Genomic DNA, 26,174 nt, shown 5'->3' with positions numbered 1-26,174 from the left:
TCCGATTAGTTTAAATTCTTTATATAGTTATTAACGGTCTTTAGCTGCTTAAAACCTATTAGACCGTATCGCTTTAAAAAAGACATCAACGCATATTATAACACTTCAACAGCAAAAAACCGACAGAAGAAATATTTCCGTCGGTTTTTATCCTTATTTCGTTTTAGAAGGACTTTTCTTCATTTGTTTGCGTTCGTTCATTAAATCATCAATGCTTTTAAACGTATAGCCCTTCTTTTTTAAATCCACAATCGCTTGATCTAACGCATCTGCGTTATCCTTTGAAACGGTATGCAAAAGCATGATCGCACCTGGATGTATTTGAGCCATCATATTGTCGTATGAATAGCGCCAGCCTTTTTGTTCATTTACTTTCCAGTCAACGAATGCAAGTGACCAAAATACATTCGTATAGCCTTCTTGCTTTGAAAGAGCTAGCGTTCGCTCGCTAAATACACCTCTAGGTGAGCGAAGATACTTCATTTCATCACGACCAGTAATATTCTTGTATTCATCTTTTACTTTTTGCAGTTCCTCTTTAAAGCGTCCATCATCAACTTGAGTTAAGTCAGGGTGATGCCATGAATGATTGCCGACAATATGCCCTTCTTTTACCATTCGTTTAATTAGCTTGGGCTCTTCTTTTAAATAGTGTCCTGTTACAAAGAACGTGGCAGGAACCTTTCTTTTTTTGAGCACGTCTAATACCTGCGGTGTATAACCATTTTCATAACCGTTATCAAACGTTAAATAAATATCTTTTTTATTTGTATCTCCGAGATAAAACGCATCATACTTAGCAAGAATTTGTTCATAAGCTGTACCTGCGGATGCGGGCTTGTGATTTTTACTTTTTTGAAACCCCCAGCTGATCGGAGTGTTTGGATACATTTGTGCTTCAACAGATGCTATGCCTGTTGACATTACGAATAAAAAAACGAGAAAAAAGGTGAACCGGCGCATAAGAAGCTCCTTTCGGAAGTCATTTTACGCTTAGTATCCACTCAATTTTCTCGTTCATGAACGTTACTTTTTACCATACGCTTTGGACGTATGTTTATTTAAATACCGGTTCTTTAAATTGCTCAAGCTTTTCAAATGAAGACTTGTCGACATCTGCATGCAAGCTGTTTCCGTGTGAATCCATCGTCACTACAGCTGTAAAGCCTTCTACTTTTAAATGCCACATTGCTTCAGGAATACCGAACTGCATCAAATCAACGCCTTCTACACTCTTGATACAATCAGCATAGTACTGTGCAGCTCCGCCTATAGCATTTAAGTACACACCGCCGTGCTCTTGAAGAGCAGCAAGCGTTTTAGGCCCCATACCGCCTTTACCGATAACCGCGCGGATACCAAATTTCTTCATAATATCTCCTTGGTAAGGTTCTTCACGGATACTTGTTGTTGGTCCTGCAGCGGTTACGTGCCATTTTTCATCTTCATCTTTCAACATAACCGGACCACAGTGATAAATGATTTGTCCATTTAAATCAATTGGCGCATCGTGATCTGTTAAATGTTTGTGAATGGCGTCGCGCCCTGTGTACATTATACCGTTGATGCGCACCACGTCGCCCACTTTTAATTCACGAATTTGCTCTTCTGTAATAGGTGCTTGTAATACAACTTCTTTTGTTTCATCCGCATTTTGTTTCTCTTCTGCACCTGCATTGTTATTAAAATCTACTTCTTCGCCTTCTTGATACAGCCACTCTTGAACGCTTCCTGTATCAGCATTGATTTTAATACCTAAGCGACGGTAAGCCCAGCAGTTATACGCAACTGACACATAGAAGCTAGCAGGAATACGATTGATTACGCCGACTTTACAGCCAAGTAATGTCGTTTCTCCGCCAAAGCCCATTGTACCGATTCCTAACTTATTGGCATTTTCCATTACATACTCTTCTAATTCTTTAAGCTGAGCGTTTGGATTTTCGTCATCTAAGTTTCGGAACAGCTGCTCTTTTGCTAATTCATAGCCTGTTGTACGGTCGCCACCGATTCCAACACCAATGACGCCGGCGCTACAGCCTTGGCCTTGCGCTTGGTATACTGAGTGCATCACACATTTACGAATGCCGTCTAAATCACGGCCAGCTCGACCTAATCCTTCTACTTCACAAGGCAGGCTATACTGAATGTTTTTGTTTTCACAGCCGCCGCCTTTTAAAATGAGACGCGCATCAATATAGTCATTTTCCCACTGTTCAAACTTAATAACCGGCGTGCCTCCGCCTAAATTATTACCGCTGTTTTCTCCCGTTAACGAATCTACAGAGTTAGGGCGAAGCTTTCCGTGCTTTGTTGCTTCTTCAATTGCCCAATAAATCGCTTCTTTAATTTGAAGTTGATTCACTCCTACAGGGGTTTTAATTTTAAATGTTGGCATACCTGTATCTTGACAAATTGGTGATAAATTATCATCCGCCATTTTAATATTATTGGTAATGGTCGCTAAAGACATTGCGGCACGCGTTCCTGCATTCTCACGCGCTTTTGCCTTTGCGATAGCACGTCGAACGTCTTTTGGCAATTTTGTAGATGTTTCAACAATTAAATCGTACATGCTTTGTTTTAAAGCTTCAATCATCACTTAATTCCTCCCATATCCCGCTAATGTATGTATTTATCTATCTGTCGTACAACTTTCAAAATTTATTATACTCCTTCAAAAATTGTTTCGAAAGACCTTTATAGGAGGATTTCCACTTCAAGCAAAAAAGCGCTAGTTTTTCTAGCGCTTTTTTCTTTGTTCATTCTTTATCTTTTTTAAACTGCTCACATTTTGCTTCTAAGTCATCAATCATTGTGATCAAACGGTCAATGTCTTCTAGATCTGTGTTTTCAGGCTCCATAGAGTCTAATACGTGTACAAACATATTTAAACGATCTTTTAAATAACGTACTTGTGAATCTTTATCTCGAACGGCGTTTCCCATTTTAAACCCTCCTGATATAGCTTTTCATTCGTATTTCCTTATATCCTAACGAATACCTTCATATTTGACAACTAAAAGCAATAAAATCCATAATAGTCACTGGTGTCCGTTTTGAATGGGACGTATAATTTAGTCTAGCAGGACGGACCGTGAGATGTTTTCATCATCATTTCACTTTACGGAAAAATAAAAGGAGTTTTTTTATGGCCACTTTACAACGAATTACCCCGGAGTTCGATCCGTGGGAAGCGTATTTAGATATGAAACAATATGGCAAACCGATGCTCACAAACGTTGAATTTACAACAACGACGCTTTGTAATATGCGATGTGAGCACTGCGCAGTTGGATATACGCTGCAGCCAAAAGACCCAAACGCACTGCCTCTTGATTTAATTTTAAAACGTCTCGATGAAATTCCAACACTTCGGGCGTTAAGCATCACGGGCGGAGAGCCTATGATGTCTCTATCTTCTGTGAAAAATTATGTGGTGCCTTTATTAAAGTATGCACATGAACGAGGTGTCCGTACACAGATTAATTCAAATTTAACATTAGATCTTGCCCGTTACGAACAAATCATTCCTTATTTAGATGTTTTACATATTTCTCACAACTGGGGAACGATGGACGACTTTGTTGAAGCTGGCTTTGCAATGATGGAACGAAAGCCTACCTATGAGCAGCGCGCCAAATATTTCGACCGTATGATTGAAAACAGCCGCGCGCTTGTAAAAGCAGGTGTAACGGTATCAGCTGAAACGATGTTAAATAAACGTACGCTTCCTCATATGGAAAAGATTCATCGTCAAATTGTTGATGAAATGCTTTGTCAGCGCCACGAAGTACACCCTATGTATCCAAGTGACTTTGCTAGCACTCTAGAAACATTATCTCTTCCTGAAATGCGTCAAGCTATTCATCACCTTCTTGATATTCGAGATGAAAATGTGTGGATGCTATTCGGCACGTTACCGTTTTATGCATGCAGTAATAACGAGGAAGACTTAACGCTTTTACAGCGCTTGTATAGCAGTAAAAATGTAACCGTTCGAAACGATCCAGACGGGCGTTCTCGCCTAAATGTAAATATTTTCGACGGAGATATCATCGTAACTGATTTTGGTGATACGCCTCCTCTTGGCAACATTCAAGATACAAAACTTACAGACGCTTTTGATACGTGGCAACAAAGCACGATTTCTAAAGAACTTAGCTGCCATTGTTCAACAGTGTCGTGTTTGGGACCTAATATTTTGGTGAAAAACAGCTATTATCAAGATACTGATTTCAGCAAACTCCAAGCGAACATTACAAAATAACAAAAAAAGAGATTCCATAATGGGAATCTCTTTTTGTTGTTATCTCGGCTGGTCATAAGCCCCAAAACTTAAGGAGACATAATCTTGTACTGGAATCCATGCTCCAATTCCTTGAGACGTTACATTTCTCACCACAATTGAACGCTTGCTGCCTTTTACCGTTACATACACTTCTCCATACGTAACTTTTCCCTTTTCACTTACGGCAGGCGTGTACGCATAGAGATAACCTACTTTTTTGGGAGCTACGTTATACACCTGGTCTTTTTTCGTTCCGGCACCTACAAACGTTTGAAATGATAAAGTGAGCTTTGTTTTTTTAGCTGCTTCAATTAGCATCATTTGTTTAACATGATCAGGCTGGGGCACTTTTGCTGTTAATCCGCCTTTTACATGGCTTTGATTTTCCTGACTGTACATCATTTTGTACTGAGTTTTTCCTGCTCTGTTATCATAATGATTCGTATTGATTCGCTGGTGCTGCCAGTTAACGTTTGTTTCTGTTGATTCATAATTTAACGGCCACTGTCCTAAAAAAATGGTTGCTCTGAACCCAATTGCCCATGGAGTTTTAGAAATGTTTGATTCATTTAATATACGAATTAAATCAGGGTTTTCAATTTTTACATTTGACGTTTCAATGAGCTCTTTTGTGAACTCACTCGGCTGCAAATATGGTGTATCTTGACTAGCATTTGGATACGTATTTTCTTTTGAAATATTTAAGGCTGAAGAAGGCACGTTGATGGTAGGCTGAGCTGTTTTCGCAATGGCGATCTTCGTCGAACATGAAAATGAAATAATGATGGTAAACACAAATAAAAGCAATTTACGTAACATCTAGAAACTCCTTTCAACATCGTTAATGAATGCAACCATAGTTTTTTCAAACATCCCCTGTTTTATCCTGAATACTAAAAGGGAAATTCTTCTATTCACCCACAAAAAAGAAACGTCCACATAAAGCGAACGTTTCTTTTTTAAATAAGATAAAAACCAATTCCCATAATAATATAAGCACCTAAAAGAGTTGCACCTTCAAACCAGTTTGTATCTCCGTCATTAGAAATAGCAATAGTTAAAAACACGGCCGTTACCATCGCAATCAACTCAGGCCAAGTAAAGACAAGAGACATTTGGTTTTCGAACATCAGCGAAACTAACACTAGTATCGGTGCTACAAACATCGCTACTTGTAAAGTTGAGCCGACAGCAATTTCAACAGCTACACCCATGCGATTTTTAACGGCCATAATAATAGCGGAAGCATGCTCTGCCGCGTTCCCAACAATCGCTACAATGATGACCCCGATGAACAGCTCACTCCACCCAAAACTTTCGGATACAACTTCGATTGTACTAACCAAGCTTTCCGATACGTAAGCTACAGCTAACGTAGACAAAAAGAGAACCGCAATCGCTTTCCACATTGACCACTCTGGCTTCTCATGTTCTTCCACTTCTTCACTTTTATGCTGATACACGCCTCGATGCGTTACCAGCTTAAAAAATAACGCCGCTAAGTACAAGATGATAAGAATAATGGAGATTCCGACACTTAGGGACATAGTCTTCGCTTCGTCCATTTCGCTAGCAAACACTTCAGGAATAACAAACGCAACGATAACGGCGAAGATCAATAATCCAGAATTATGCCTTGCATCATAGACATTAAATTCTTGGCGCTTAAATTTTAATCCCCCGATGAAGAATGAAAGACCGCCTACAAGAAGGAGATTTCCTAATACAGAACCGGTTAACGATGCAAGCACCACAGCTGTAAGGCCTTCTTTTAGAGCAAAAATAGAAATAATTAATTCTACAGCGTTACCAAACGTAGCATTTAATAGACCGCCTATTCGAGGACCAGCTACAACAGCTAAGCTCTCTGTTGCTCTTCCCATAAAAGCTGCGAGGGCAATGATTGTTAAACAGTAAATAATAAACATAAGAACATCTGACCAGTGCATCATGTGCCCAATAACAGATAGCGGCACCCCAAGAATAACCGCTATCAGAAAAACCCGATTGATCATCGATATGTACACCTACCTTATTCATTTTTTGACAACAAAATCAATCATATCAAATTAATGGAATTTGTATAGACTCACCATCAATGTTAGTATTTTTAACCTAATTTTATAAATGATAAACCCTTAATTGATTTTTGATTAAGATAGTTAAAAATCAGCCAAACTACCAAGGGTAAAAAGATATAATAAGGAGTGAAAAAATGAGCAATAATGATGTGAAAAATCAAATTTTATCCGTACTGGATGACTATACAATCGGAACGTTAGCTACGATTCAAGATGGAAAACCTTATTCACGCTTTATGATGTTTTTTCATGAAGATCTTGTGCTCTACACCGCTACCAATAAAGATACCCATAAAGTCGAAGAACTAGAAAAAAACCCTTACGTTCATATTTTGTTAGGCTATGATGGGCAAGGTTGGAGTGATCCGTATGTAGAGGTAGAAGCCAAAGTAAATGTAGAAACAAACGAAGAGTTAAAAAAGAAATTTTGGAATGAAAAGTTAAAAGAGTGGATTAAAAGTCCAGATGACACAAATTATTTGCTTCTTCAGCTGACCCCTGAACGCATGCGCTATTTTGATAAAGCCGGAAGCAAACCAAAAGAAATATAAAAGTGGACAATGTCCACTTTTATTTTATTTCGAAGGTTTCTGTCACTTCTATACTGTCAATAACCGACTGTAGCATCGAACAATTTTTTCGAGCTAGCTCAATCGATTTTTCAATTTTGTCTAATGGGAGGTCTTCTCCTGTAATGGTATAGTGCAAATGAATTTTTTCGATTCGCCCCGCTTTTTCATCATTGCGCGTCACATCAGCTTGGATACGTAAATCTGAAAAAGAGATTCTTTTTTTCTCTAGAATCTTTCTTAACACGCCTCCGCTACACACGGCAATGGAGGATGTCATTAGCTGATACGGACGAAAGCCATGCTCTTCATCTCCGGCGATATGCAGCTCTCCGTAAGGAAGATTTGTCGTAAAACCCGCTTCTTTTTTCATGTTAAATTTCATTTTCTTCACTCCTTTACTTCATTATAAACCGCTTTTTATATAACCAACTACTCTCACTATGGATTACTTGTTACACTGCGGTTAATTTCCGGGCACCATCACAATAAAAAAATCCGAACGAATTTGATTCTTGATTAAGAATCAAATTCGTTCGGATTTCCCTTCAACTAACATACTTTTGTCTTAGCCTTTTTTATGCCGCCATATTAAATTAATTTTCCAGCGCGAATATCATCCGTCATTCCTTCGTAAGGCGCTTGAGCGATAACTTCTTCATTGTTCGCTCCGACATTTTTGATGAACGTAATATCAGCAAATTCCGGAACAACGTATTTTGGATATGTTTCATATTTTTCACGGGATTCATGCATTAAATCAAGATAATCATTTTGATAGCACACGGTAATTTCAGGATGTTCATGTACCCATTTTGGGAAGAAAATAATGCCGTGCATGCGTTTTTCATCAGGCATAAAGTTCAAAGATACATCTGTTCCCGTTGGTTCAGTCCAAGATACTTTATATACCCCTTCTGTTAATTTCACAATATCTACTTTCTGGTCACGAACCCATCGTCCTGCCACCATTCCGCTATGAATACGGTAATCGATTGTATTTTCGTTTTTAATATAGATTTCATATTCCCATCCATTTTCGTATGTGTAAATCATATGATTCCCAATAAATTTTTCCATGTTTATACCTCTCCTTTAATTTGATTTATAAAACTTCATATATGTCTAGCACAACGCTGTCTCGGTTTCTTACAGCAGCGCCTATAAAAATGCGGTCCTGTAACCACTTATACTTTGCACTTCCAGTTTCAAAGACAGGAATCGTACGAAAGTAAACATGCTCTGGAGGTACAATTTTACCTTCAGCAGCCTGTTCTCTAAATTCTTTACTAACCTGACGTATTCCATTGTTTTCAATGTAGATAAGTTCATCATCTTCTGTTTGAATTACATAACGAGCAGATAAATCGACGCGGCCATCCCAACGAATAATTTGAGAATCTGCTCCGCTTGGAAGGATTAAGCCTTTTATCTTTCCATTTGCAGTACCTGACTTAATGGGGATAAACTGTTTTTTCCCTACCCCTGTATGACCAATGACAATCGGGGTACCAACATTAATTGTGAATGTCGCTATTTTCTTTAACCCTGGTTCTATCATAGCAATCACCTCTTAATTGTAAATAAAAACATGTAACTATTTACATGTTTTATTCTACTCTTCTTATATAAAGATGTCAAATGGACAGCTCAGCCTGTTTATATCCTTGTCAATAAAGCGTTTTCCTTGTACGATTAAACAGTTGGATTGACAAAATATAGATAAAAAGAGGTTATAAATGCTATGAGTGCTACTCATCAACAACGTTTCTGGATTTTAGTTAGCCTTGTCGCCATTTCTGGATTCAGCCAAGGCATGCTGCTGCCTTTAATTGCTATTATTTTTGAGAAAGACGGTCTTTCTTCTACTATAAACGGATTAAATGCAACTGGATTGTATCTGGGGATCTTATTTATTTCTCCTTTCATGGAAGCACCGCTTCGCAGATACGGATACAAGCCAATTATCGCAGCAGGCGGACTTTTAGTTATTGTATCTTTAGCTTTGTTTCCCCTATGGAAATCTGTTGTATTTTGGTTTGTGCTCCGTTTATTTATTGGAATAGGAGATCACGCGCTGCACTTTGGAACTCAAACGTGGATTACATCGTCTTCCCCTGCTGATAAACGAGGGCGAAATATTTCATTGTACGGACTTTTTTTCGGTATTGGTTTTGCTGTTGGGCCTTTAATGACGCCGTTAATTGAAATTAATCAAGCGCTGCCTTTTATGATTTCATCCGCTCTATGTCTTCTAACGTGGGTATTTTTATTTTTGATAAAAAATGAAATTCCCCTACAGGAAGTTGAAGTTAATTCATTAAAAGAAACGGCTAAACGATTTTCTAAAGCGACTAAATATGCTTGGATTGCTTTTTTACCGCCTTTTGGATATGGGTTTTTAGAATCATCACTGAACGGAAGCTTTCCTGTATATGGTTTGCGAATTGGTTTGCAAGTAGAGTTTATTTCACTTCTGCTGACTTCTTTTGCAGTTGGAGCTATTGTGTTTCAGCTTCCTCTTGGCATACTGAGCGATAAATTCGGACGGAAATTGGTATTAGGATGGATTTTATCAATTGGAGCCGTGACTTTTTTTACAGCAAGTCTCTTGGAAGACACCGCTATTCCATTAGTAGCTTGTTTATTTATAGCAGGCATGGTTGTAGGTTCTACGTTTAGTTTAGGAATCAGCTATATGACGGATTTGATTCCTGCTCGTCTGCTTCCTACAGGTAATTTACTATGCGGCATTGCTTTTAGTATCGGAAGCCTGGCCGGTCCTTACATAGGCGGTACTTTTATTCAGTTCTTTCATCATGTCAGCTTTTTTAATATTATTAGCGGGATGCTTGGCTTTATTTTTATCATTCTTTTTGTATTCGGACAAAAAATGCCTATGCAGCAAAAAACAAGCGAGAACCTATAGGTCCTCGCTTGTTTTTTAAACTTTTAGCGTTCGATGCTGAAGAGCTGACTTTTCAACTTGTATCGTCGTATGCTCAATGCCGCAGTGATCGTGTACTAAATCAATGGCTTTTTGCAAAATTTGCTGACAATCTTTTTCATCTTCTACGCGCATATGACAGCTCAATGAGTCCAGTCCTGAAGTAATCGTCCAAATGTGTAAATCATGCACATCTTTGACTCCTTCAATGTTTTCAAGAAGGTTTTTGATTTCACTATGATCCACTCCTTCAGGAGAGCCTTCCATCAAAATATGAACACTATGAGCAAGCACGCCCCAAGCGCTTTTTAAAATTAATACAGACACAACTACAGAAATAATCGGGTCAGCAATATACCATCCAAACAGCATCATAAGAAGTCCCGCTACAATAGCACCAATAGACCCTAGAGCATCTCCCAATACGTGTAAGTAAGCACTGCGTAAATTTACATTTCCTTTTACATCGCCTTGTCTCATAAGTGACCAGGCGCTGATTAAATTAGCAAGTAAACCAACAGCAGCAATCAGCATCATGCTGCCGCTTGCTACAGACTGCGGCTCTAGTACGCGCTGATAGGCTTCATAAATGATAAACCCTGCTATTACAAACAGTGCCACTCCGTTAAAAAGAGCCACTAATATTTCAAAACGATAATAACCGTACGTTTTTTTAGCCGATGCAGCTCGGTTAGCAAACCATATCGCTACTAGGCTAAGAGCAAGTGAGCTTGTATCAGACAGCATGTGTCCGCTATCGGATAATAACGCTAAGCTATTTGTAAAAAGCCCTCCAACAAACTCAAGAACCATAATACCCGCGGTGATAATTAGTGCAATTAACAGACCTTTTTTGTTGCCTTCACGCTGTGTATCAAAATGGTGATGGTGACCATGATGATGGTGGTGATGATCATGACTCATGCAAAGCCCCTCCTCCTATTCGTTATGTGCGCATTCTACGTGCTGAATCACTTGATGTAAAATTCCAACCACGTGTTCATCATCGTACGTATAGAAATACGTATTCCCTTCACGGCGATATTTTACTAAACGTAAATGACGCAAGTGAGTTAACTGATGTGAAATAGCTGATTGTGAAACACCAAGCACTTCAACCATATGACCGACTGAACACTCTTCTTGAAATAGCAAATAAAGAATTTTCATTCTCGTAGGATCTGAAATAGCTTTTAGTATTCTTGATGCTTCTTCTACTGTTTGAGGCGATAAAAACGAATGTTCATCTTTTTTCATACCATCTCTCCGTTCATTATATGCAAGTATATGAGCATATGTTCATATATAAATTATAAAACACATTTTTCTATATAGTCAATTATTTACGTCTTTCAAAATTTTTTTGCCTATTTTTAAAAAAAATCCACACAAAATACTTTTTCTGTTATATAATACAATTAAATATAATAAACTGTATTAAAACAGATGGAGAGGAGAATAATAAATGAGCAGACAAGAACGTAAAAACATGATTACATTTATTGAAACAATGAAGGGGATTGACCGTGAAACCTTAATGTACATGACGGATGCCGATATCGAGCACATTTACACTTCCGCTTATAAATATTATGAAGAGCATTTAGATATGTAGTACGTTTTTTACAGAATGCAGACGTCCAGCTGCATTCTGTTTTTATTTTTTTAAGCATTAGTCGTTACCTCCTTGCTTGTTCCGTGCTATACTATACTAAATATCCCAATTCAAAAGATAATAAATGGAAAAAGTGTGCTGCTATCGCTGAGATGGCAGCTTTCGTGCTTTTTTAGGGGTAATGATTGTGATTATTCTTCTCAATTATCGTTCAAGGAGGATTTGTATGGAAAATGCGTTACCTAAAAAACAAGAACAAACGCCGCAAACGTCTTCTGCTGTCAACGTATTAAAAACACATGGTGAACTCATTGCTGCACTGTTGAGCGGAGTGCTTATTTTAGCCGGCTGGCTGCTTTCAAAACAGCAGGATACAGCTGTATCTATTACGCTCTTTGTATTAGCTTATGTGATAGGCGGATTTGCTAAGGCAAAAGAAGGAATTGAAGAAACGATCGAAAATCAAGAATTAAACGTCGAAATGTTAATGATTATTGCCGCCATTGGAGCAGCTGTAATTGGCTACTGGACAGAAGGTGCTATGCTTATTTTCATTTTTGCATTAAGCGGTGCATTAGAAACGTACACCATGAATAAAAGCAACCGAGAAATTAGCGCCTTGATGAATTTACAGCCGCAAGAAGCAACACGTCTGATTGGAGATCAAGAAGAAATTGTATCGATTTCGGATTTACAAATCGGTGACTTGCTGCTAGTTAAGCCGGGTGAACGAGTGCCATCCGATGGTATTGTTGTCTCGGGTCAAACAACGATTGATCAGGCTGCTATTACGGGTGAATCTGTTCCTGTACTAAAACAGCTCGATGATGAAGTATTTGCGGGCACGGTGAATGTGAAAGGCGCCATTACCATTAAAATGACAAAGCCAAGTGCTGAGACGCTGTTTCAAAAGATCATTCAACTTGTTCAAACGGCTCAAAGTGAAAAGTCTCCTTCTCAATTATTTATCGAACGATTTGAAGGCACATACGTAAAAATTGTTCTATCGGTTGTGGCAGTTATGCTTTTTCTCCCACACTATGTGCTTGGATGGAGCTGGACCGAGACATTTTACCGAGCAATGATTCTCTTAGTTGTAGCGTCTCCTTGCGCCCTAGTTGCATCTATCACCCCTGCTTCGCTGTCTGCTATTTCAAACGGAGCAAAAAAAGGAATTTTATTCAAAGGCGGTGTGCATTTAGAAAGGTTAAGCCATTTAAGCGCAATTGCTTTTGACAAAACAGGAACGTTAACAAAAGGAAAGCCAGAAGTGACAAATGTTATTGTACGTTCTGATATAAACGAACAGAAATTCCTTATTAAAATCGCATCAATTGAACGTCAGTCCAATCACCCGCTTGCTCAATCCATTGTTGACTATGTGAAAAACAAGCAGGAATTGACGCTCGTTCAGCCAGATTCACTTGAAGACGTTCCCGGATACGGTGTCATTGGGTCTCTTCAAGGAGATATGTGGAAGATAGGAAAAGCAGATTTTGTAGGTAAAGCAGAAGCAGTTGAATTTGAAAATGGGATTTCATCTACGCTTGCCAGTGAAGGAAAAACGATTGTGTACGCAAAAGACCAGCAGGGTATTGTGGGATTGCTTGCGCTCAAAGACGTGGTACGAAAAGAAGCTGTAGACGCTGTTAAATCTCTTAAAGAACAAGGTATTCATACCGTCATGATTACAGGAGACAGTGAAAAAACAGCCGAGGCCATTTCAAAAGAATGTGCCGTCGATGAATATATTGCAGAATGTTTGCCCGAAGCGAAAGTAGATAAAATTAAAGCGTTAAAAGAAAAATTCCCTACCGTTTCAATGGTGGGAGATGGCATTAACGATGCACCTGCTCTCGCTACTGCTAACGTTGGAGTAGCCATGGGAGAAGGAACGGATGTGGCACTTGAAACGGCAGATATCGTTTTAATGAAAAATGATTTATCAAAAATTTCGGATGCAGTAGCTCTTTCTAGACGAATGAACTCAATTGTGAAGCAAAACGTTATTTTTTCTATTGCCGTCATCTTTTTATTGATTTGTTCGAATTTTTTCCAAGTGCTTGATATGCCATTTGGTGTTATTGGTCACGAAGGCAGCACCATTTTAGTTATCTTAAACGGCCTGCGTTTGTTAAAATCTTAACGCAAAAAAGAGGTTGAGACATAACGAAATAAATCCAATCGAAAGACGAACAAATGAGATACATGAGCTGGACTGCTTATGACACCGCAATTGATTTCCGTGCAAGGCTTCGCTTTCCGCGGGCGGCCGCTGAGCCTCCTCGTCGCTTTCGCTCCTGCGGGGTCTCACCTGTTCCGCTTTTCCCGTAGGAGTCTTCGCCTCGCCCTCCAATCAACTGCTAGAAGGAACGAAACAAATAAAACGATATGCACCATCACAAAAAAAAACGAACCACTCATCAAACAGGTCGATGAATGGTTCGTTTTTTACTTGGACTCAACTACTTTTGTCCCAGCCTCTTTATTATGAAAACCCATGCCTTAATGGTAACCGTTTTGTCCATTTTGGCTGTTGCTTGTTTTATGCTTTGGTTGGCTCTTTTTATTTTGCTTTGTATTGCTTCCGTCTTTTTTTGTATGCTTTGTCATGATGTAAAACCTCCCTTTCACTTTGTTAGTATGCTCATATCTTGCGAATGATTTCATGCCAATTTGTGACTATGAAGATTTAACTCGACGGTCGTAGAAAATAGCGTTAATTTCTCCTCCAATAACGATAATCATCCCCGATAGGTACAGCCAAATAAGCAAGATAATAATTCCGCCCAAGCTTCCATATGTAGCTGTATAGTTATTGAAATGATTTACATAATACGCAAACAGCATCGATACCACTGTCCATCCGACCGTAGCAAAAGCCGCTCCTTTTACCACATTTCTAATCAGCAGCTTTTTATTAGGAGCAAAGTAATATAACCCCGTAAAAACAGTAAACAAAATGAGACCGCTGATAATCCAGCGGGAAGCAGACCATAAAGCGAGAAAAGTTTCTGAGAACCCAAACGTAGACGATAAATAAAGACCAATCATATGGCCGAAAACCGGAAGTAAAAGCGCTACAATAATAACAAATATCATCGCAAAAGTAAGGAGAACTGCCATACCTCTTGCCACTAAAAAAGGCCGATTTTCTTGTACGTGATACGCTCGGTTAAATGCTCTTACAATCGCATTGATTCCATTTGAAGCAGACCACATCGTGGCAATGATACCAAAGGACAATAGTTTTTCATTATGAGAACCAATGATATGAGAAACGTTGCTTTCAATCATGTGGAGCGTTTGCTGGGGCGCTACATTTTCGACCAAGTCAAGCAGATCTGTTGATTCCAATGGCAAAAATCCAATCAGCGTAATTAAGAAAATTAAAAAAGGAAATAGCGAGAGCAGCAAATAATAAGCCAATTCAGCTGATAAGCTGGGCAGCTCATCTCGATGAATGCGGCCCATCAGTTCTTTGCCAAACCTTACGATGTTATTTATATATATTCCAGCCATATGTGCCTCCTTATTTATTTTTGTTCATCACCATACTTCTCCACAAATGCTTCTTTTGTATCGTTTACAATTTCCATCACCTGAGGCGTTGTTTCTTTTAACTTTTCTACTTTTCCTGCTACAAATGATACATCTTCAGAAACTTGCTCAATGGTCGTACGGATCGTTTCATATTTCTCTTTCACAGTATCCGTCACAAGTTCAGGGTGCTGAATAAGAGTTTTTGTTTTGTCTTTCAGTTTTTTACTTCCTTGAATGACGGAACTTCTGGTTTCTTTATCAAATAAAGAAACAGCTCCTCCTATAATTGCTCCAATGACAATACCTTCTACTAGCTTATTTCGTTTACCCATTTGTCGTTTCTCCTCCGTTTTTTATTTTTTAAGTATCACTTACTCTGAGAAATGCTTCTCTATAATTTCGTCTAAAAGAGCCTTGCATCCTTCTTGAACTAAGTCATATACTTCGTCAAAATTTCCCGTGAAATAAGGATCAGGCACATCTTCAATATGTAAATCGGGCACAAAATCCAAAAGTCTTGCAATATAACCTGTTTTAGTATGTCCAGCCATCCTTCTCAGATTTCCTACATTTTCGACATCCATTCCAATAATATAATGGAATTTAGCTACATCCTCTTGAATCACTTGTCTTGCTGTTTGCCCTTTAAAATTAATGTTGTTTTTCGTTAAAATAGATTGCGTCCCTTCATGAGGAGGATTTCCTTTATGCCAGCCTCCTGTGCCTGCAGAATCTACGTGAATTTGTCCTTCTAGTCCTTTTTTCTTCACCATATCTTTAAAGACCGCTTCTGCCATGGGTGAACGACAAATATTTCCCAAACAAACGAATAATACGTTAATCATAGTCTCGACTCCTTTCCCTTATTACAAACATTATATACAATCATTTTTAAACTAAAAAATAGTTTTCTTTTATTTATATCGTTTCCACTCTTCTGTGGATAAGAACCTGACATAAAAGTGTTCACACGATAAAAACATGTTACAATAAAAAAAACGCAACTGGAAGGATGAACAAAGTGGATTTATCAGTAAAATCTCCAGAGAATATTAAACATATGGTCGATAGCATTAGTGAAAAATTGCGCATGCTAAATATCGGAGCAATTAAAGCTGAAGCTTTTGACGAAGAAATGTATGAAGACTTAAAGTACTTATACGATATGGTAATGAGAAAAGATTCTTTTAGCCCAAGTGAAATGCAAGCGATCGCGGAAGAATTAGGTACACTGCGTAAACAAGCTTAATGACAACTCCGTCAATGACTAATAGCCATTGACGGTTTTTTCTACATTTTTTTCTATACATGAATGCTGCACCTTTTAGCGAGCAAATAAGAGTTAAATCGTTTACATACACATAGATGAAATATTCCCAAAAATCTTTCTTTTTTATTAGGAATTGACGTTTTTATTATTTGTCTATAGAATGTATCGAAATACCTAAAGCTCGTATAGTCTTGGAAATAGGGTCCAAGAGTTTCTACCGAACTACCGTAAATAGTTGGACTACGAGGGTTGAACATCATTCATACTGCATTTTTATTCTTCTTTATGTTCTCCCTTACATAGTCCTTCATTGTTATTCAGTTATACAATGAGAGGAGTCACATTCATGTCAAATACAAAAACAACATTAAAAAAACAGCTTGCTGTTGCCAATAAAAAAATACCTGCAGATCTTGTAGTGAAAAACGGGAAAATTATCGATGTCTTTACGCTTTCCATCATTGAAGCTGATATTGCGATTGCTGATGGAGTGATTGTTGGAATAGGTCAATACGATGGGAATAACGTCGTTGATGCAAAAGGAAAATACATTTCTCCTACGTTCATTGATGGACACGTTCACATTGAATCATCAATGGTTACACCTAAAGAGTTCTCAAAACTTCTTGTACCTAGAGGCGTCACAACTGTCGTAACGGATCCTCATGAAATTGCGAATGTTTCAGGGAAATCTGGCATTGAGTTTATGCTTCAAAACTCGGATTCCATTCCTTTAGACGTATTTGTGAACTTACCTTCAAGCGTGCCAGCAACTCCTTTTGAAAGCTCTGGAGCCGTCTTAAAAGCAGCTGACTTAGCGCCATTTTTCTCTCACCCTCGCGTGCTTGGATTAGCAGAAGTGATGGATTTCCCTGCCGTTCGAGATGGAGATGACGATATGCTCGATAAATTGCAAGCAGCTAACGATGCAAACGGCGTAATTGATGGGCACGGCTCAGGGCTAGATGCCACGGGCGTTAATATTTATCGTACCGCTAACATTTCAACAGATCATGAATGCGTAACAGCAGAAGAAGCAATTGAACGTATTCAGCGCGGGATGTATGTTCTGATCCGCCAAGGTTCTGTTGCTAAAGATTTGAAACAATTATTACCTGCTGTAAATGAACGTAACGCGCGCAGATTTTTATTCTGTACCGATGACAAACATCTAGATGATTTATTAACGGAAGGTTCTATTGATTACAATGTTCGTTTTGCTATTGAACTCGGGCTGGATCCGTTAATTGCGATTCAAATGGCCTCATTAAATGCCGCTGAATGCTACGGATTAAAAGATAGAGGTGCAGTTGCTCCTGGTTACAAGGCCGATTTTATTCTATTGGACGACTTAACTGATATATCTGCAGCACATGTTTATCAAAACGGAGAGCTCATTGCTGAAAATGGAGAGATGCTGTTTGTTCAAGAAGAACAAATTGATCTTCCGACAGAACTAATGAATTCTGTTCATCTGAAAGAGTTCTCTATTAACAAACTTACGATACCACTTCAGCACAATCGGGCTAATATTATTGAAATTAATCCAAACAGCCTGCTTACAAATCATATTGTCGAAGAAGTTCAAGTGAAGCAAAACGAATTTCAGTCTTCTGTAGAAAACGATCAGCTGAAAATGGCTGTTGTTGAGCGCCATCAGCTGACAGGGAATATTGGTCTTGGGATCGTAAAAGGCTTTCAGTTAAAAAACGGAGCGATTGCTACTACGATTGCTCACGATTCACATAATATCGTAGCCGTAGGAACAAATGATGAGGATTTAGCAAAAGCAATTGCGGCAATTGAAGAAATCGGCGGAGGTATTGTTATTGTAAAAGGCAATGAAGTGATTGGCTCCCTCCCTCTTTCCATCGGAGGATTAATGTCACCTCACCCTTACAATGAAGTAAACAGCTTACTTAAGCAGCTTCACGGGGCTCTTCATGAGCTTGATATTTCACAGAAATTCAATCCGCTGCTGACATTATCTTTCTTAAGCTTACCTGTTATCCCCTGTCTAAAATTAACCGACAAAGGATTATTTAACGTAAAAGAATTCAAGCATATCCCCGTTCAAGCATAAAATAAAAAGGACTCTTTCGAGTCCTTTTTATTTATACCCTTTAGACGGCGTAGTTCGAGCTTTACGATTTTTATAATGACGATATCCTTCTTTTAGAAGGATAGGAAAAACAGCGACTAAAATTTTTTTTAATATACGTCCCAATTTAAGGCACTCCTTTACGTGTTCTTACTTTACTATACCCAAATTGGACAGCTAAAAACGCAAAAAAGAGCAGGTATATCCTGCTCTTTTTGTATTACTTACCGATAAATTGTTGAGTCCAGTACGTAGTATCGCCTTTTACGTATCCAACACCAATTTCAGTGAAATCAGGGTTTAGAATGTTTTTGCGGTGACCGTCACTATTCATCCAAGCATTCATTACATCTTCAGGAGATTGCTGACCTTTTGCAATGTTTTCACCTGCAGTTGTATATTCAATGCCGAATTGCTTCATCATATCAAATGGTGAACCATATGTTGGTGAATTGTGGTCAAAGTACCCTTTGTCCATCATATCTTTTGATTTAGTACGTGCAACGTCACTTAATTTTTTATTAAGTGTTAGAGGTTTTAAACCTTGTTTTTCACGCTCTTGGTTCACTAAATCTACTACCTTTTGTTCGAATTGACTAGCATCTTTTGTTTGTTCTGTTTTGTCAGTATTTTCTGATTGTTGAGCTTTTGTGTTTTGCTGTGTTTGCTCTGGAGCTTTTGCTTCTTCACTTTGTTCTGGTGCTTGTGCTTGTTCCTGTGGAGCTGCTTCAGCTTGATCTGGTGCTTGTGTTTCTTGTTGTGGAGCTGCTGCTTGAGCAGATTGTCCTTGAGCGTTAAATTTCTTTAATAGCTCATCTACATTTATATTTTGTGCTGCTTGAGCATCTTTAATATTAATTTGTTTTGGAGTGTTGCAATCAGGAGCTGCTGCATTTGCTTGTCCTGCTGTTAGTAATCCTAATGATACGGCACCTGCGACAGTGGCAATACGAAACCTTTTCTTCATGTTTGAAATCCTCCTATGTGATAATAAAGTTTTTTTGTAAAACCGCAACGCATCCAAGCTTGTAGCAAGCCAATCTCGTGATGCACCCTCATTGTTGCATGAAAACTATGAAACTCGCAACGTCTTTTAAGCTACCAAAATTATACTTTCATTTATGTGAAAAATATTTCAATTGTGTTACGTGGCTTCTATCTATTGATAGTAAAAGGTTTTCATATTCTTTTAGAAACCGCTTCATCTAATGCAGTAATATAACTGTAAATTCCTCGTCAAAATCGTTACACACAAAAAAGGCGACAACGGAGTGATAAATCACCCTGTTATCGCCTTTTACAGAAAGTTTTACTAATATTATTTACTTATTTTAAGACGTTTACTGATTCACGTACGAATGCTTCCATATCGTCTGGTGTACGGCTTGTAACTAGTTGATTACCGCATACCACCACTTCTTTATCATGGAAGTTTGCGCCTGCATTTTTCAAATCAATAGCAATTGATTTGAAACCAGTTACGTCACGTCCTTTTAATGTTTCAGCATTGATTAGCAGCTGTGGTCCGTGACAGATAGCCATAACCGGTTTGCCTTCGTCCATAAATGATTTTGTGAAAGCTACGACTTGATCGTCCGCACGCAAGATATCTGGTGAGAAACCTCCCGGTAAAAACAATGCGTCAAAATCTTCTGGTTTTACATCCGCAATTGCTTTATCAATTGTTAATGTTGTTTCGCCTTGTTTACCTGTTACTTCACCTGTTTTAACATCGATTTTTGTTAGCGTATGGCCTTCTTCTTCAAAGGCTTTGGCTGGATCTGTATATTCCACATCTTCAAATAAATCTGTTACTAATACTGCAATTTTCTTACTCATTCTAAGCAACTCCTTAATTGATTTGTGTACTAATGTTCTATAAATAAAATACCCGTGCACTGTTCTTTTAAACATAGTTTATGAGTAAAAAACTTTTCTACAATAATCAAAAACCACATTGAAGGTTTTTACAAATCAGAAATTCAAAACAAATTAAATGTCTGGAAGGTCGTCTCTTCTGGAACTGGGTACACATCTCTACCTGCAATTACGTTCAGAATACGCTGATTGCGCTGAACGGATAAACCAAGATTCGTTGCCCCAGATCCATGTGAATGTTCGATATTAGTTAACGTAAAAAAGTGGTGGTGACGGGGGCGTTTAAAGACAAGCCGGTAATCTTTTGTGACTTTGAAACGCTTGTCATCTTCCCATTCGATATCATCTTTTATCCGTTCGATGAACGGCGAAATCTTTGGCTTATAGCCCGTGGATAATATCAAACGATCCGCTTCGTATTGAAAAGAGCGTTCAGCCTTTAATTCTTTGCATTCCAGCTCATATCCATTGCCTTTTTTATGAATGTCACTTACTTCAGTCGAAGCTTGAATCGTAACGGGTACTCTTCCTTTAAGTGAACGATGATAGAGTAAATCATAGATTTTCGTTAAGGTAGAAGATTCAATTCCGTGACGTAAAGGATTTAAATCTTCTACCGTGCTTGTACGTTCCTCAAAAGCTAGCGAATGAAAGTAATCTACATAGTCTGGCGAAAATAACTCTTGAGCAAGCTTGGATTGATCAAGCTGAAAAAAATTAGAGGATCTTGTAAACCACGTAAGGTGGTAATCATGTTCAGTCTGTTCTTCTAGTAAATCAAGAAAAATCTCGGCAGCACTTTGTCCTGACCCAACGATCGTTACATGCTTTCCTTTTTGCATCTCTTCTTTTTTATGTAAATAGCCGCTGCTGTGTAAAATATGCTCATTCAGCTTTTCTTCAAAAGCCGGAGGCACAAGTGGAATGCTTCCTGTTCCCATTACAACGTGTTTAGCATTTACTGTTTGAATTCCCTCAGGTGTTTCTACCTTTACTTCATAATACTCTTCTTCATTTTTCGGTATCACGTCCACAACTTTTGAAGAAAAGTGGCAGGAAGATAGCTGCTCCGCTACCCATTTTGCGTACTCGTTGTATTCTTGACGCGGAATGTCAAAACGATTAAAGAAAAAGAACGGATACAAGCGTTTTTGCTTGTGAATATAATTTAGAAACGAATAGGGGCTTGTTGGATCCGCAAATGTAACTAAGTCTGCTAGAAACGGAATCTGCAAGTCCGTGCCGTCAATTAACATGCCCGGATGCCATTCAAATTTCTCTTCTTTATCAAAGAAGACGGCATCAATTTCATCAAGAGGCTCAGCAAGGGCCGCTAAGCCTAAGTTAAACGGTCCTATTCCTATTCCCACCATGTCATACTGCTTATTTGTCATCTTTAAACTCCCTTCCATAAAAAAGCTAACAGTATTGTCTACTGTTAGCTTTTTACCCTTTTTCCATACATTTATGCGGAAGGAGTCATACTCATTTTCGGGCCAAAGGATTCATACATGATATTTTCTTGGGAAATACCCATTTCTGCTAAGCCTTCTAACACCATTTGCGTAAATGAAGAGGATCCACAAACATAATAATATGCATGTTTATCGCCGGCATATTTAGCTAGCTCTTTTTTAGTTAAGTGACCATACGTTATGTTTTCATCATGCTGATCTGTTTGCGCTTGACTATAGAAAACGTGTTGTTCAAACGTATATGTCTCTGACAACGATTGAAGCTCTCGTTTCATTGCATGAAACTGCTCATTTTTAGCACTGTGAATAAATGTTACTTCTTGATTGTTTTCCAATGCTTGATGAAGCATTGACATCATTGGAGTAATCCCTACACCTCCGCTGATAAATACTGATTTGTTATTTTCTTTTAAGACAAAGTCTCCTGCTGGAACGCTGACTTCAAGCAAGTCTCCTTCTTTCAATTGATCATGTAAATAAGTTGACACGACCCCGTCTTCCATTTGTTTTTCTCGTTTTACCGTAATTTTATAGTATGGCTGGTTTGAATAGCCAGATAAGCTGTACTGGCGAATAGATAAATACTCTTGACCAGGAATTCGTACACTCACATACTGACCTGGTAGAAAAGCTGGCAGCGCTTTTTGATCAGGTGATACTAAATAAAACGAGTACACGTCTTCTGCTTCTTTTACTTTTTTATGAACCATTAATTTTTTATAATCTTTCCATCCTTTTTCTTCGGTTTCTTCATATAACTCTTGCTCCACACTTATGAATACGTCTGCAATGGCACCGTAAGCTTCTTTCCAAGCTTCCATAATCTCATCGGTCGCAGCTTCTTTTAAAACATCTTTAATTGCCTTTAATAAGAACTCGCCAACAATTGGATAGTGCTCTGCTTTCACGCCGATACTGCGATGTTTATGGGCGATTTGCTTCACAACTGGAAGCAGCGTTTCAAGCCGATCGATGTACTGCGCAGCAGCATAAACTGTATTAGCTAACGCCATTTGCTGACGTCCTGTTTTTTGATTTGTTTGGTTGAATACATTTTTTAAAGAAGGATACTGTTCAAAAAGCATTTCATAAAAACGAGTTGTGATTGCTTGACCATGCTTTTCTAAAACAGGAACTGTACTTTTTACAATAGAAATAGTTGTTTGTTTCATAACTTTCGCCTCCGAAAGATTCATTTTTAAAAGATATATTTTTAATACATCTTTATAATACTCATATTCAACTTAAAAAGATATATTTCATATACATATTTAAAAAAATGTTCACAAATTCACTCCTGCAAAAATGAGAGCATTCTTTCTGTATTTCTTAGATATAGACATGCTATTATAGATATATCAGCTGCTGATAAGAGAAGAGGTAAAAAGATGAGGCTCACACAATATACAGATTACTCACTGCGAGTTTTATTATACTTAGGCGTTCGCGATAATAATAAACTAAGCAATATAAAGGAAATTGCTGAAGCGTATAATATTTCAAAAAACCACCTTATGAAAATCATTCACGAGCTTGGGAAGCTTGGCTTAATTGAAACAATCCGAGGACGAAACGGCGGTATTCGTTTATCTCAACTTCCAAAAGACATTAATATTGGAAAAGTGGTACGTCAAACAGAAGAAGATTTTCATATTGTTGAATGTTTTGACCGTGAAGGAAACTTCTGCATTATTAGCCCCGTATGCAAGTTAAAAAGTGTTTTGCATGAAGCCATGCAAGCCTTCATTAAGGTTTTAGATCAGTATACATTAGAAGATCTAATCCAAAATAAAGACGAATTAAACCTCCTCCTTCTATCTCAAAAAAACGAGGAATGAACAAACTAAAATTCACCTGAAATCATTCTCGTTTTTTCGACCTTTTTCCCTTTCATCATAAAATAAAAGATGTTACAATGAGGCACGTATTGGAAAGACAAGATGTCTCCATTCGAGCAGACAATGAACCTCATTCTGTTCATCCTAAAAAAATGACGAAAGGGTGTTTGAGTATGCACGTAGGAAGCAAAGGCTGGTATGTTGAGGAACTTAAAAAACGGGGAGTTCGCAACCATGAAGGCCGCAAAGTGGAAAAGTACAAAACATATGTACTTGCTAACTTGCTTGATAAACACAAAAATTAATTAACTTGTAATAAGAGAGTACAAATTTGTACTCTCTTTTTTGTTCATTTAATAAGCAGCGTCTTGATAAAAATAATTTGGTGATAATACTTTATTTTTATAAGGCTTATGAAAAATATGCGTGGTTGCTGGCGAAACCGGTGGGATTAACCACGTCCAGTTCCCAGTCACTTCCCGGCCATTTTTTTGCTCTCTTTCTTCAAACAAGTGAAATTGCTGAGCAGCCGTATGATGATCTACAATGCTAACACCTTCTCGTTTGAAAGAAGAAAGCACCGCAACGTTTAATTCGACAAGGGCTTTGTCCTTCCAAAGCATAGCGTTGTAATCCATGTTCAATCCCATCATAGAAGCTATTTTTGGAAGTTGATTATAGCGATACGTATCCGCTAAATTTCGGGCACCGATCTCAGTCCCCATGTACCATCCATTAAATGGTGCTGCAACGTAATCAATCCCTCCAATTTCTAGCTTCATATCTGAAATCATCGGGACAGCGTACCATTTTAACTGTAAGTCTTCAAATTCGGGAAGTTCTGGATGCGTAATAGCTACTTCTTTCACTAAATGTTTTGGAATCTCAAAACATCGAGGTGATGCTTCATTAACTTGCAGAACCAAAGGAAGAACATCGAAGTGAGTTTTCTCACCTTCCCACCCCAGCTTTTGGCAAACCACCGTGAACGCAACAGAATCAGGATCTCCTATCACACCATATTCCGTCTCGTACCCCGCATAGCGGATTAGCTGATGATTCCATATTCTAACCGGCTCTTTTGCTTTCATTTTCGGTTTAAACACCGTAATAGTAGGCCGGATTTTCCCATCATTTGTTGCATATTCAATATGGTGAAACAAGGCGTCTCTTACCTCTTCAACTGTGCTTGCCTCTCGCTTATCAAATACATTGAGCGATTGCCAAAATAGTCGTCCGATACATTTATTGCTGTTTCTCCAAGCCATACGAGCTCCATGCTCTAACTCTTCAAATGTATGATCATAATGTCCGAGTGACATAATTTGCTGATGAATTTCTTTTAATCGCTTGTTTTTGTCCGCTTCGCTTTTTTCAAGTTCAGCGTAACACGTCTCTATAAATACACGTGCTTGTTCAAATAATTCTTCTTGCTTCAACGTTTGTTCCCCCCTAGAAGAACAGATTTCATTCTTTTCGTCCAAGAAAAGCAAGTTTCAGTATACCATTCTCATAGCGGAAACGCGCATCATAATGCTTTAATAACCTCTTTCAATATTAACCAAGTTGGAAGGCAATTCGCCTTGCTCAACTTTTTGCAGCGTTTCAACAAAGCACTCTACGGCTTCTTCAGGCGTAGTCACCGCTGAAATATGAGGTGTTATGATGATATGTGAATGATTCCACCAAAAAGCTTCTTTCGTTAACGGCTCATGCTCAAACACGTCTATGTACGCTTTTCGAATACGCTTTTGCTCAATAGCCCCTACTAAAGCATTTTCATCTACAGTTGCACCTCGTCCAACATTTATAAAATATGCATTCTCAACTAAATTCATCCATTTTTGATCAAAGTAGCTTTTTGTTTCATTCGTTAGCGGCATTGTACTAATAATCCAATCAGCTTCTTTTAGCAAGTCTCTCTCATTTGAAATCGAGACCACTTGATCAAATGACGGCTTTTCATTTCCACTTTTAGATACTCCTATCACTCGTACACCAAAAGATTTTAAAATGGCTGCAAGACGTCCGCCGATTTCACCTGTTCCGTAAATTATGACCGTTTGAGCAGAAAGCTGCTGAGGCTCCACCACTTTCCACTGCTTTTGTTTTTGCTGATGCTGAAACTGTGCGTGGTGCTGAAGTTCAGCTAGCATATAGCTAAGACAATATTCACTGATTCGCTGACCAAATGAACAAACCGTACGTGTTAACATCACACTCTTTTTCCAATTCCCACTTTCTAAGAACCGATCGACTCCTGCACCGAGAGAATGAATCCATTTGAAGCTATGGCCTTCAAAGTAATCCGTTGGACCGAAGGATAAAAGCGCGTCAGCCCAGTTTAAATCTTCCATTGTAACGTCTTTCTCTTCCATAAATCGAAACGTCTGAGACAGCTGCTTTTGTTTGATTATCTCCTGCAACTCTTTATGCATTCTTCCTGCCACTAGTATGGTATGAATGTTCATTTCTTTTCCCCCTGCCTTTTTATTCTTCTATATACTCTATTTGAATAATTCGATATGACCGTCCCTTCGTCATGAAGGATTTTTACATTGATATA

Annotated in this window: 29 protein-coding genes and 1 riboswitch; of the genes, 9 read left to right on the top strand and 20 right to left on the bottom strand. The window is 38.3% G+C overall.

Annotation, left to right across the window (positions count from 1 at the left end; all coding sequences use genetic code 11):
- Positions 1-153 precede the first annotated feature (153 nt).
- The 3 genes from pdaA to SB717_RS21490 form a co-directional block, all read right to left on the bottom strand.
- Complete coding sequence (gene pdaA, locus SB717_RS21500; RefSeq protein ID WP_410904647.1) at positions 154-963, bottom strand: delta-lactam-biosynthetic de-N-acetylase; 810 nt, start codon at positions 961-963, stop codon at positions 154-156.
- A gap of 94 nt (positions 964-1,057) precedes the next feature.
- Positions 1,058-2,599 (bottom strand): fumarate hydratase, encoded by a 1,542-nt coding sequence (locus SB717_RS21495; RefSeq protein ID WP_410904646.1) that lies wholly within the window; start codon positions 2,597-2,599, stop codon positions 1,058-1,060.
- Positions 2,600-2,762: 163 nt separating this feature from the next.
- Positions 2,763-2,948 carry an SE1561 family protein gene (locus SB717_RS21490; protein WP_013081532.1) on the bottom strand — a complete coding sequence of 62 codons (186 nt, stop codon included), beginning with the start codon at positions 2,946-2,948 and terminating at the stop codon, positions 2,763-2,765.
- A gap of 203 nt (positions 2,949-3,151) precedes the next feature.
- On the opposite strand from SB717_RS21490, the gene yfkAB reads away from it, so the two are divergent.
- Positions 3,152-4,270: a radical SAM/CxCxxxxC motif protein YfkAB gene (gene yfkAB, locus SB717_RS21485; protein ID WP_410904645.1), complete on the top strand. Its 1,119-nt coding sequence runs from the start codon at positions 3,152-3,154 to the stop codon at positions 4,268-4,270.
- Between the two features lie 39 nt (positions 4,271-4,309).
- On the opposite strand, the gene SB717_RS21480 is transcribed toward yfkAB, so the two are convergent.
- A complete protein-coding gene (locus tag SB717_RS21480; protein WP_028412446.1) occupies positions 4,310-5,110 on the bottom strand; it encodes a YfkD famly protein in 801 nt (266 codons plus the stop codon).
- A gap of 140 nt (positions 5,111-5,250) precedes the next feature.
- Complete coding sequence (gene cax, locus SB717_RS21475; RefSeq protein WP_074682665.1) at positions 5,251-6,306, bottom strand: calcium/proton exchanger; 1,056 nt, start codon at positions 6,304-6,306, stop codon at positions 5,251-5,253.
- Between the two features lie 200 nt (positions 6,307-6,506).
- On the opposite strand from cax, the gene SB717_RS21470 reads away from it, so the two are divergent.
- On the top strand, positions 6,507-6,923 hold the full coding sequence (locus SB717_RS21470; protein ID WP_074682663.1) for a pyridoxamine 5'-phosphate oxidase family protein: 417 nt from the start codon (positions 6,507-6,509) through the stop codon (positions 6,921-6,923).
- Positions 6,924-6,942: 19 nt separating this feature from the next.
- Here the strand turns inward: SB717_RS21470 and SB717_RS21465 are convergent, their stop codons facing one another.
- From SB717_RS21465 to SB717_RS21455, 3 genes are all read right to left on the bottom strand, one after another.
- Positions 6,943-7,326 (bottom strand): OsmC family protein, encoded by a 384-nt coding sequence (locus SB717_RS21465; RefSeq protein ID WP_410904644.1) that lies wholly within the window; start codon positions 7,324-7,326, stop codon positions 6,943-6,945.
- Between the two features lie 206 nt (positions 7,327-7,532).
- The gene (locus tag SB717_RS21460; protein WP_045291975.1) at positions 7,533-8,021 is read right to left on the bottom strand and encodes a phenolic acid decarboxylase; all 489 of its coding nucleotides are present in this window, start codon (positions 8,019-8,021) and stop codon (positions 7,533-7,535) included.
- A 25-nt stretch (positions 8,022-8,046) separates the two neighbouring features.
- A complete protein-coding gene (locus SB717_RS21455) occupies positions 8,047-8,502 on the bottom strand; it encodes a DUF3237 domain-containing protein (protein WP_410904643.1) in 456 nt (151 codons plus the stop codon).
- A 183-nt stretch (positions 8,503-8,685) separates the two neighbouring features.
- Between SB717_RS21455 and SB717_RS21450 the strand changes: the two genes are divergently transcribed.
- Complete coding sequence (locus SB717_RS21450) at positions 8,686-9,870, top strand: MFS transporter (protein WP_410904642.1); 1,185 nt, start codon at positions 8,686-8,688, stop codon at positions 9,868-9,870.
- 15 nt (positions 9,871-9,885) lie between these two features.
- Here the strand turns inward: SB717_RS21450 and SB717_RS21445 are convergent, their stop codons facing one another.
- Together SB717_RS21445 and SB717_RS21440 are read right to left on the bottom strand one after the other, a co-directional pair.
- On the bottom strand, positions 9,886-10,812 hold the full coding sequence (locus tag SB717_RS21445) for a cation diffusion facilitator family transporter (RefSeq protein ID WP_074682655.1): 927 nt from the start codon (positions 10,810-10,812) through the stop codon (positions 9,886-9,888).
- A gap of 15 nt (positions 10,813-10,827) precedes the next feature.
- Entirely contained in the window at positions 10,828-11,145 is a 318-nt protein-coding gene (locus SB717_RS21440; protein WP_013081523.1) for an ArsR/SmtB family transcription factor, read from the bottom strand.
- Between the two features lie 208 nt (positions 11,146-11,353).
- On the opposite strand from SB717_RS21440, the gene SB717_RS21435 reads away from it, so the two are divergent.
- Positions 11,354-11,503 carry a BH0509 family protein gene (locus tag SB717_RS21435; protein WP_013055132.1) on the top strand — a complete coding sequence of 50 codons (150 nt, stop codon included), beginning with the start codon at positions 11,354-11,356 and terminating at the stop codon, positions 11,501-11,503.
- A gap of 226 nt (positions 11,504-11,729) precedes the next feature.
- A complete protein-coding gene (locus SB717_RS21430) occupies positions 11,730-13,649 on the top strand; it encodes a heavy metal translocating P-type ATPase (RefSeq protein WP_335442783.1) in 1,920 nt (639 codons plus the stop codon).
- Positions 13,650-13,725: 76 nt separating this feature from the next.
- Here the strand turns inward: SB717_RS21430 and SB717_RS21425 are convergent, their stop codons facing one another.
- The 4 genes from SB717_RS21425 to SB717_RS21410 all read right to left on the bottom strand — a co-directional run bounded on the left by SB717_RS21425 (position 13,726) and on the right by SB717_RS21410 (position 15,891).
- Positions 13,726-13,863: a hypothetical protein gene (locus SB717_RS21425; protein ID WP_410904641.1), complete on the bottom strand. Its 138-nt coding sequence runs from the start codon at positions 13,861-13,863 to the stop codon at positions 13,726-13,728.
- Between the two features lie 322 nt (positions 13,864-14,185).
- A complete protein-coding gene (locus SB717_RS21420) occupies positions 14,186-15,025 on the bottom strand; it encodes a YihY/virulence factor BrkB family protein (RefSeq protein ID WP_045291980.1) in 840 nt (279 codons plus the stop codon).
- Positions 15,026-15,039: 14 nt separating this feature from the next.
- Positions 15,040-15,378, bottom strand: coding sequence for a hypothetical protein (locus SB717_RS21415; protein ID WP_045291981.1), 339 nt, complete (start codon positions 15,376-15,378; stop codon positions 15,040-15,042).
- Between the two features lie 39 nt (positions 15,379-15,417).
- Positions 15,418-15,891, bottom strand: coding sequence for a low molecular weight protein-tyrosine-phosphatase (locus tag SB717_RS21410; RefSeq protein ID WP_074682651.1), 474 nt, complete (start codon positions 15,889-15,891; stop codon positions 15,418-15,420).
- Positions 15,892-16,067: 176 nt separating this feature from the next.
- Here SB717_RS21410 and SB717_RS21405 point away from each other — a divergent pair, with 176 nt between their 5' ends.
- Positions 16,068-16,295 carry a DUF1128 domain-containing protein gene (locus SB717_RS21405; protein ID WP_013055127.1) on the top strand — a complete coding sequence of 76 codons (228 nt, stop codon included), beginning with the start codon at positions 16,068-16,070 and terminating at the stop codon, positions 16,293-16,295.
- A 182-nt stretch (positions 16,296-16,477) separates the two neighbouring features.
- Positions 16,478-16,579, top strand: a riboswitch (purine riboswitch).
- Positions 16,580-16,662: 83 nt separating this feature from the next.
- Positions 16,663-18,399, top strand: coding sequence for an adenine deaminase (gene ade / locus SB717_RS21400; RefSeq protein ID WP_410904640.1), 1,737 nt, complete (start codon positions 16,663-16,665; stop codon positions 18,397-18,399).
- Between the two features lie 238 nt (positions 18,400-18,637).
- Here the strand turns inward: ade and SB717_RS21395 are convergent, their stop codons facing one another.
- The 4 genes from SB717_RS21395 to hmpA all read right to left on the bottom strand — a co-directional run bounded on the left by SB717_RS21395 (position 18,638) and on the right by hmpA (position 22,942).
- Positions 18,638-19,384, bottom strand: coding sequence for a CAP domain-containing protein (locus tag SB717_RS21395; protein WP_074682647.1), 747 nt, complete (start codon positions 19,382-19,384; stop codon positions 18,638-18,640).
- A gap of 359 nt (positions 19,385-19,743) precedes the next feature.
- Complete coding sequence (locus SB717_RS21390; protein WP_013081517.1) at positions 19,744-20,256, bottom strand: type 1 glutamine amidotransferase domain-containing protein; 513 nt, start codon at positions 20,254-20,256, stop codon at positions 19,744-19,746.
- 143 nt (positions 20,257-20,399) lie between these two features.
- On the bottom strand, positions 20,400-21,689 hold the full coding sequence (locus tag SB717_RS21385; RefSeq protein WP_098622123.1) for a lysine N(6)-hydroxylase/L-ornithine N(5)-oxygenase family protein: 1,290 nt from the start codon (positions 21,687-21,689) through the stop codon (positions 20,400-20,402).
- Positions 21,690-21,760: 71 nt separating this feature from the next.
- Positions 21,761-22,942 (bottom strand): NO-inducible flavohemoprotein, encoded by a 1,182-nt coding sequence (hmpA, locus tag SB717_RS21380; protein ID WP_410904639.1) that lies wholly within the window; start codon positions 22,940-22,942, stop codon positions 21,761-21,763.
- A gap of 216 nt (positions 22,943-23,158) precedes the next feature.
- Between hmpA and SB717_RS21375 the strand changes: the two genes are divergently transcribed.
- Positions 23,159-23,608: an Rrf2 family transcriptional regulator gene (locus tag SB717_RS21375; protein ID WP_410904638.1), complete on the top strand. Its 450-nt coding sequence runs from the start codon at positions 23,159-23,161 to the stop codon at positions 23,606-23,608.
- 173 nt (positions 23,609-23,781) lie between these two features.
- Positions 23,782-23,913, top strand: a complete 132-nt coding sequence (locus SB717_RS21370; RefSeq protein ID WP_016762840.1) for a YflJ family protein — start codon at positions 23,782-23,784, stop codon at positions 23,911-23,913.
- A gap of 48 nt (positions 23,914-23,961) precedes the next feature.
- Here the strand turns inward: SB717_RS21370 and SB717_RS21365 are convergent, their stop codons facing one another.
- Together SB717_RS21365 and SB717_RS21360 are read right to left on the bottom strand one after the other, a co-directional pair.
- Positions 23,962-25,047 carry a nitric oxide synthase oxygenase gene (locus SB717_RS21365; RefSeq protein WP_045291987.1) on the bottom strand — a complete coding sequence of 362 codons (1,086 nt, stop codon included), beginning with the start codon at positions 25,045-25,047 and terminating at the stop codon, positions 23,962-23,964.
- Positions 25,048-25,146: 99 nt separating this feature from the next.
- Positions 25,147-26,079, bottom strand: coding sequence for a D-2-hydroxyacid dehydrogenase (locus tag SB717_RS21360; RefSeq protein ID WP_410904637.1), 933 nt, complete (start codon positions 26,077-26,079; stop codon positions 25,147-25,149).
- Positions 26,080-26,174: the final 95 nt, after the last annotated feature.

Origin of the sequence: Priestia sp. SIMBA_032 (assembly GCF_046535215.1) — a bacterium.
GTDB classification, from domain to species: domain Bacteria; phylum Bacillota; class Bacilli; order Bacillales; family Bacillaceae_H; genus Priestia; species Priestia aryabhattai.
Note: the sequence above shows the minus strand (reverse complement) of the source record. Positions and strands in the feature narration are given on the sequence as shown.

What these genes read in the sequence shown, in the direction of transcription:
- SB717_RS21480 (WP_028412446.1), bottom strand. Translation starts at nt 5,110, where the DNA reads ATGTTACGTAAATTGCTTTTATTTGTGTTTACCATCATTATTTCATTT.
- hmpA (WP_410904639.1), bottom strand. Translation starts at nt 22,942, where the DNA reads ATGAAACAAACAACTATTTCTATTGTAAAAAGTACAGTTCCTGTTTTA.
- SB717_RS21430 (WP_335442783.1), top strand. Translation starts at nt 11,730, where the DNA reads ATGGAAAATGCGTTACCTAAAAAACAAGAACAAACGCCGCAAACGTCT.
- SB717_RS21490 (WP_013081532.1), bottom strand. Translation starts at nt 2,948, where the DNA reads ATGGGAAACGCCGTTCGAGATAAAGATTCACAAGTACGTTATTTAAAA.
- SB717_RS21375 (WP_410904638.1), top strand. Translation starts at nt 23,159, where the DNA reads ATGAGGCTCACACAATATACAGATTACTCACTGCGAGTTTTATTATAC.
- SB717_RS21455 (WP_410904643.1), bottom strand. Translation starts at nt 8,502, where the DNA reads ATGATAGAACCAGGGTTAAAGAAAATAGCGACATTCACAATTAATGTT.
- SB717_RS21435 (WP_013055132.1), top strand. Translation starts at nt 11,354, where the DNA reads ATGAGCAGACAAGAACGTAAAAACATGATTACATTTATTGAAACAATG.
- pdaA (WP_410904647.1), bottom strand. Translation starts at nt 963, where the DNA reads ATGCGCCGGTTCACCTTTTTTCTCGTTTTTTTATTCGTAATGTCAACA.
- SB717_RS21360 (WP_410904637.1), bottom strand. Translation starts at nt 26,079, where the DNA reads ATGAACATTCATACCATACTAGTGGCAGGAAGAATGCATAAAGAGTTG.
- SB717_RS21385 (WP_098622123.1), bottom strand. Translation starts at nt 21,689, where the DNA reads ATGACAAATAAGCAGTATGACATGGTGGGAATAGGAATAGGACCGTTT.
- SB717_RS21465 (WP_410904644.1), bottom strand. Translation starts at nt 7,326, where the DNA reads ATGAAATTTAACATGAAAAAAGAAGCGGGTTTTACGACAAATCTTCCT.
- SB717_RS21420 (WP_045291980.1), bottom strand. Translation starts at nt 15,025, where the DNA reads ATGGCTGGAATATATATAAATAACATCGTAAGGTTTGGCAAAGAACTG.
- SB717_RS21470 (WP_074682663.1), top strand. Translation starts at nt 6,507, where the DNA reads ATGAGCAATAATGATGTGAAAAATCAAATTTTATCCGTACTGGATGAC.
- cax (WP_074682665.1), bottom strand. Translation starts at nt 6,306, where the DNA reads ATGATCAATCGGGTTTTTCTGATAGCGGTTATTCTTGGGGTGCCGCTA.
- yfkAB (WP_410904645.1), top strand. Translation starts at nt 3,152, where the DNA reads ATGGCCACTTTACAACGAATTACCCCGGAGTTCGATCCGTGGGAAGCG.
- SB717_RS21395 (WP_074682647.1), bottom strand. Translation starts at nt 19,384, where the DNA reads ATGAAGAAAAGGTTTCGTATTGCCACTGTCGCAGGTGCCGTATCATTA.
- SB717_RS21415 (WP_045291981.1), bottom strand. Translation starts at nt 15,378, where the DNA reads ATGGGTAAACGAAATAAGCTAGTAGAAGGTATTGTCATTGGAGCAATT.
- SB717_RS21450 (WP_410904642.1), top strand. Translation starts at nt 8,686, where the DNA reads ATGAGTGCTACTCATCAACAACGTTTCTGGATTTTAGTTAGCCTTGTC.
- SB717_RS21410 (WP_074682651.1), bottom strand. Translation starts at nt 15,891, where the DNA reads ATGATTAACGTATTATTCGTTTGTTTGGGAAATATTTGTCGTTCACCC.
- SB717_RS21460 (WP_045291975.1), bottom strand. Translation starts at nt 8,021, where the DNA reads ATGGAAAAATTTATTGGGAATCATATGATTTACACATACGAAAATGGA.
- ade (WP_410904640.1), top strand. Translation starts at nt 16,663, where the DNA reads ATGTCAAATACAAAAACAACATTAAAAAAACAGCTTGCTGTTGCCAAT.
- SB717_RS21370 (WP_016762840.1), top strand. Translation starts at nt 23,782, where the DNA reads ATGCACGTAGGAAGCAAAGGCTGGTATGTTGAGGAACTTAAAAAACGG.
- SB717_RS21445 (WP_074682655.1), bottom strand. Translation starts at nt 10,812, where the DNA reads ATGAGTCATGATCATCACCACCATCATCATGGTCACCATCACCATTTT.
- SB717_RS21495 (WP_410904646.1), bottom strand. Translation starts at nt 2,599, where the DNA reads ATGATTGAAGCTTTAAAACAAAGCATGTACGATTTAATTGTTGAAACA.
- SB717_RS21440 (WP_013081523.1), bottom strand. Translation starts at nt 11,145, where the DNA reads ATGAAAAAAGATGAACATTCGTTTTTATCGCCTCAAACAGTAGAAGAA.
- SB717_RS21390 (WP_013081517.1), bottom strand. Translation starts at nt 20,256, where the DNA reads ATGAGTAAGAAAATTGCAGTATTAGTAACAGATTTATTTGAAGATGTG.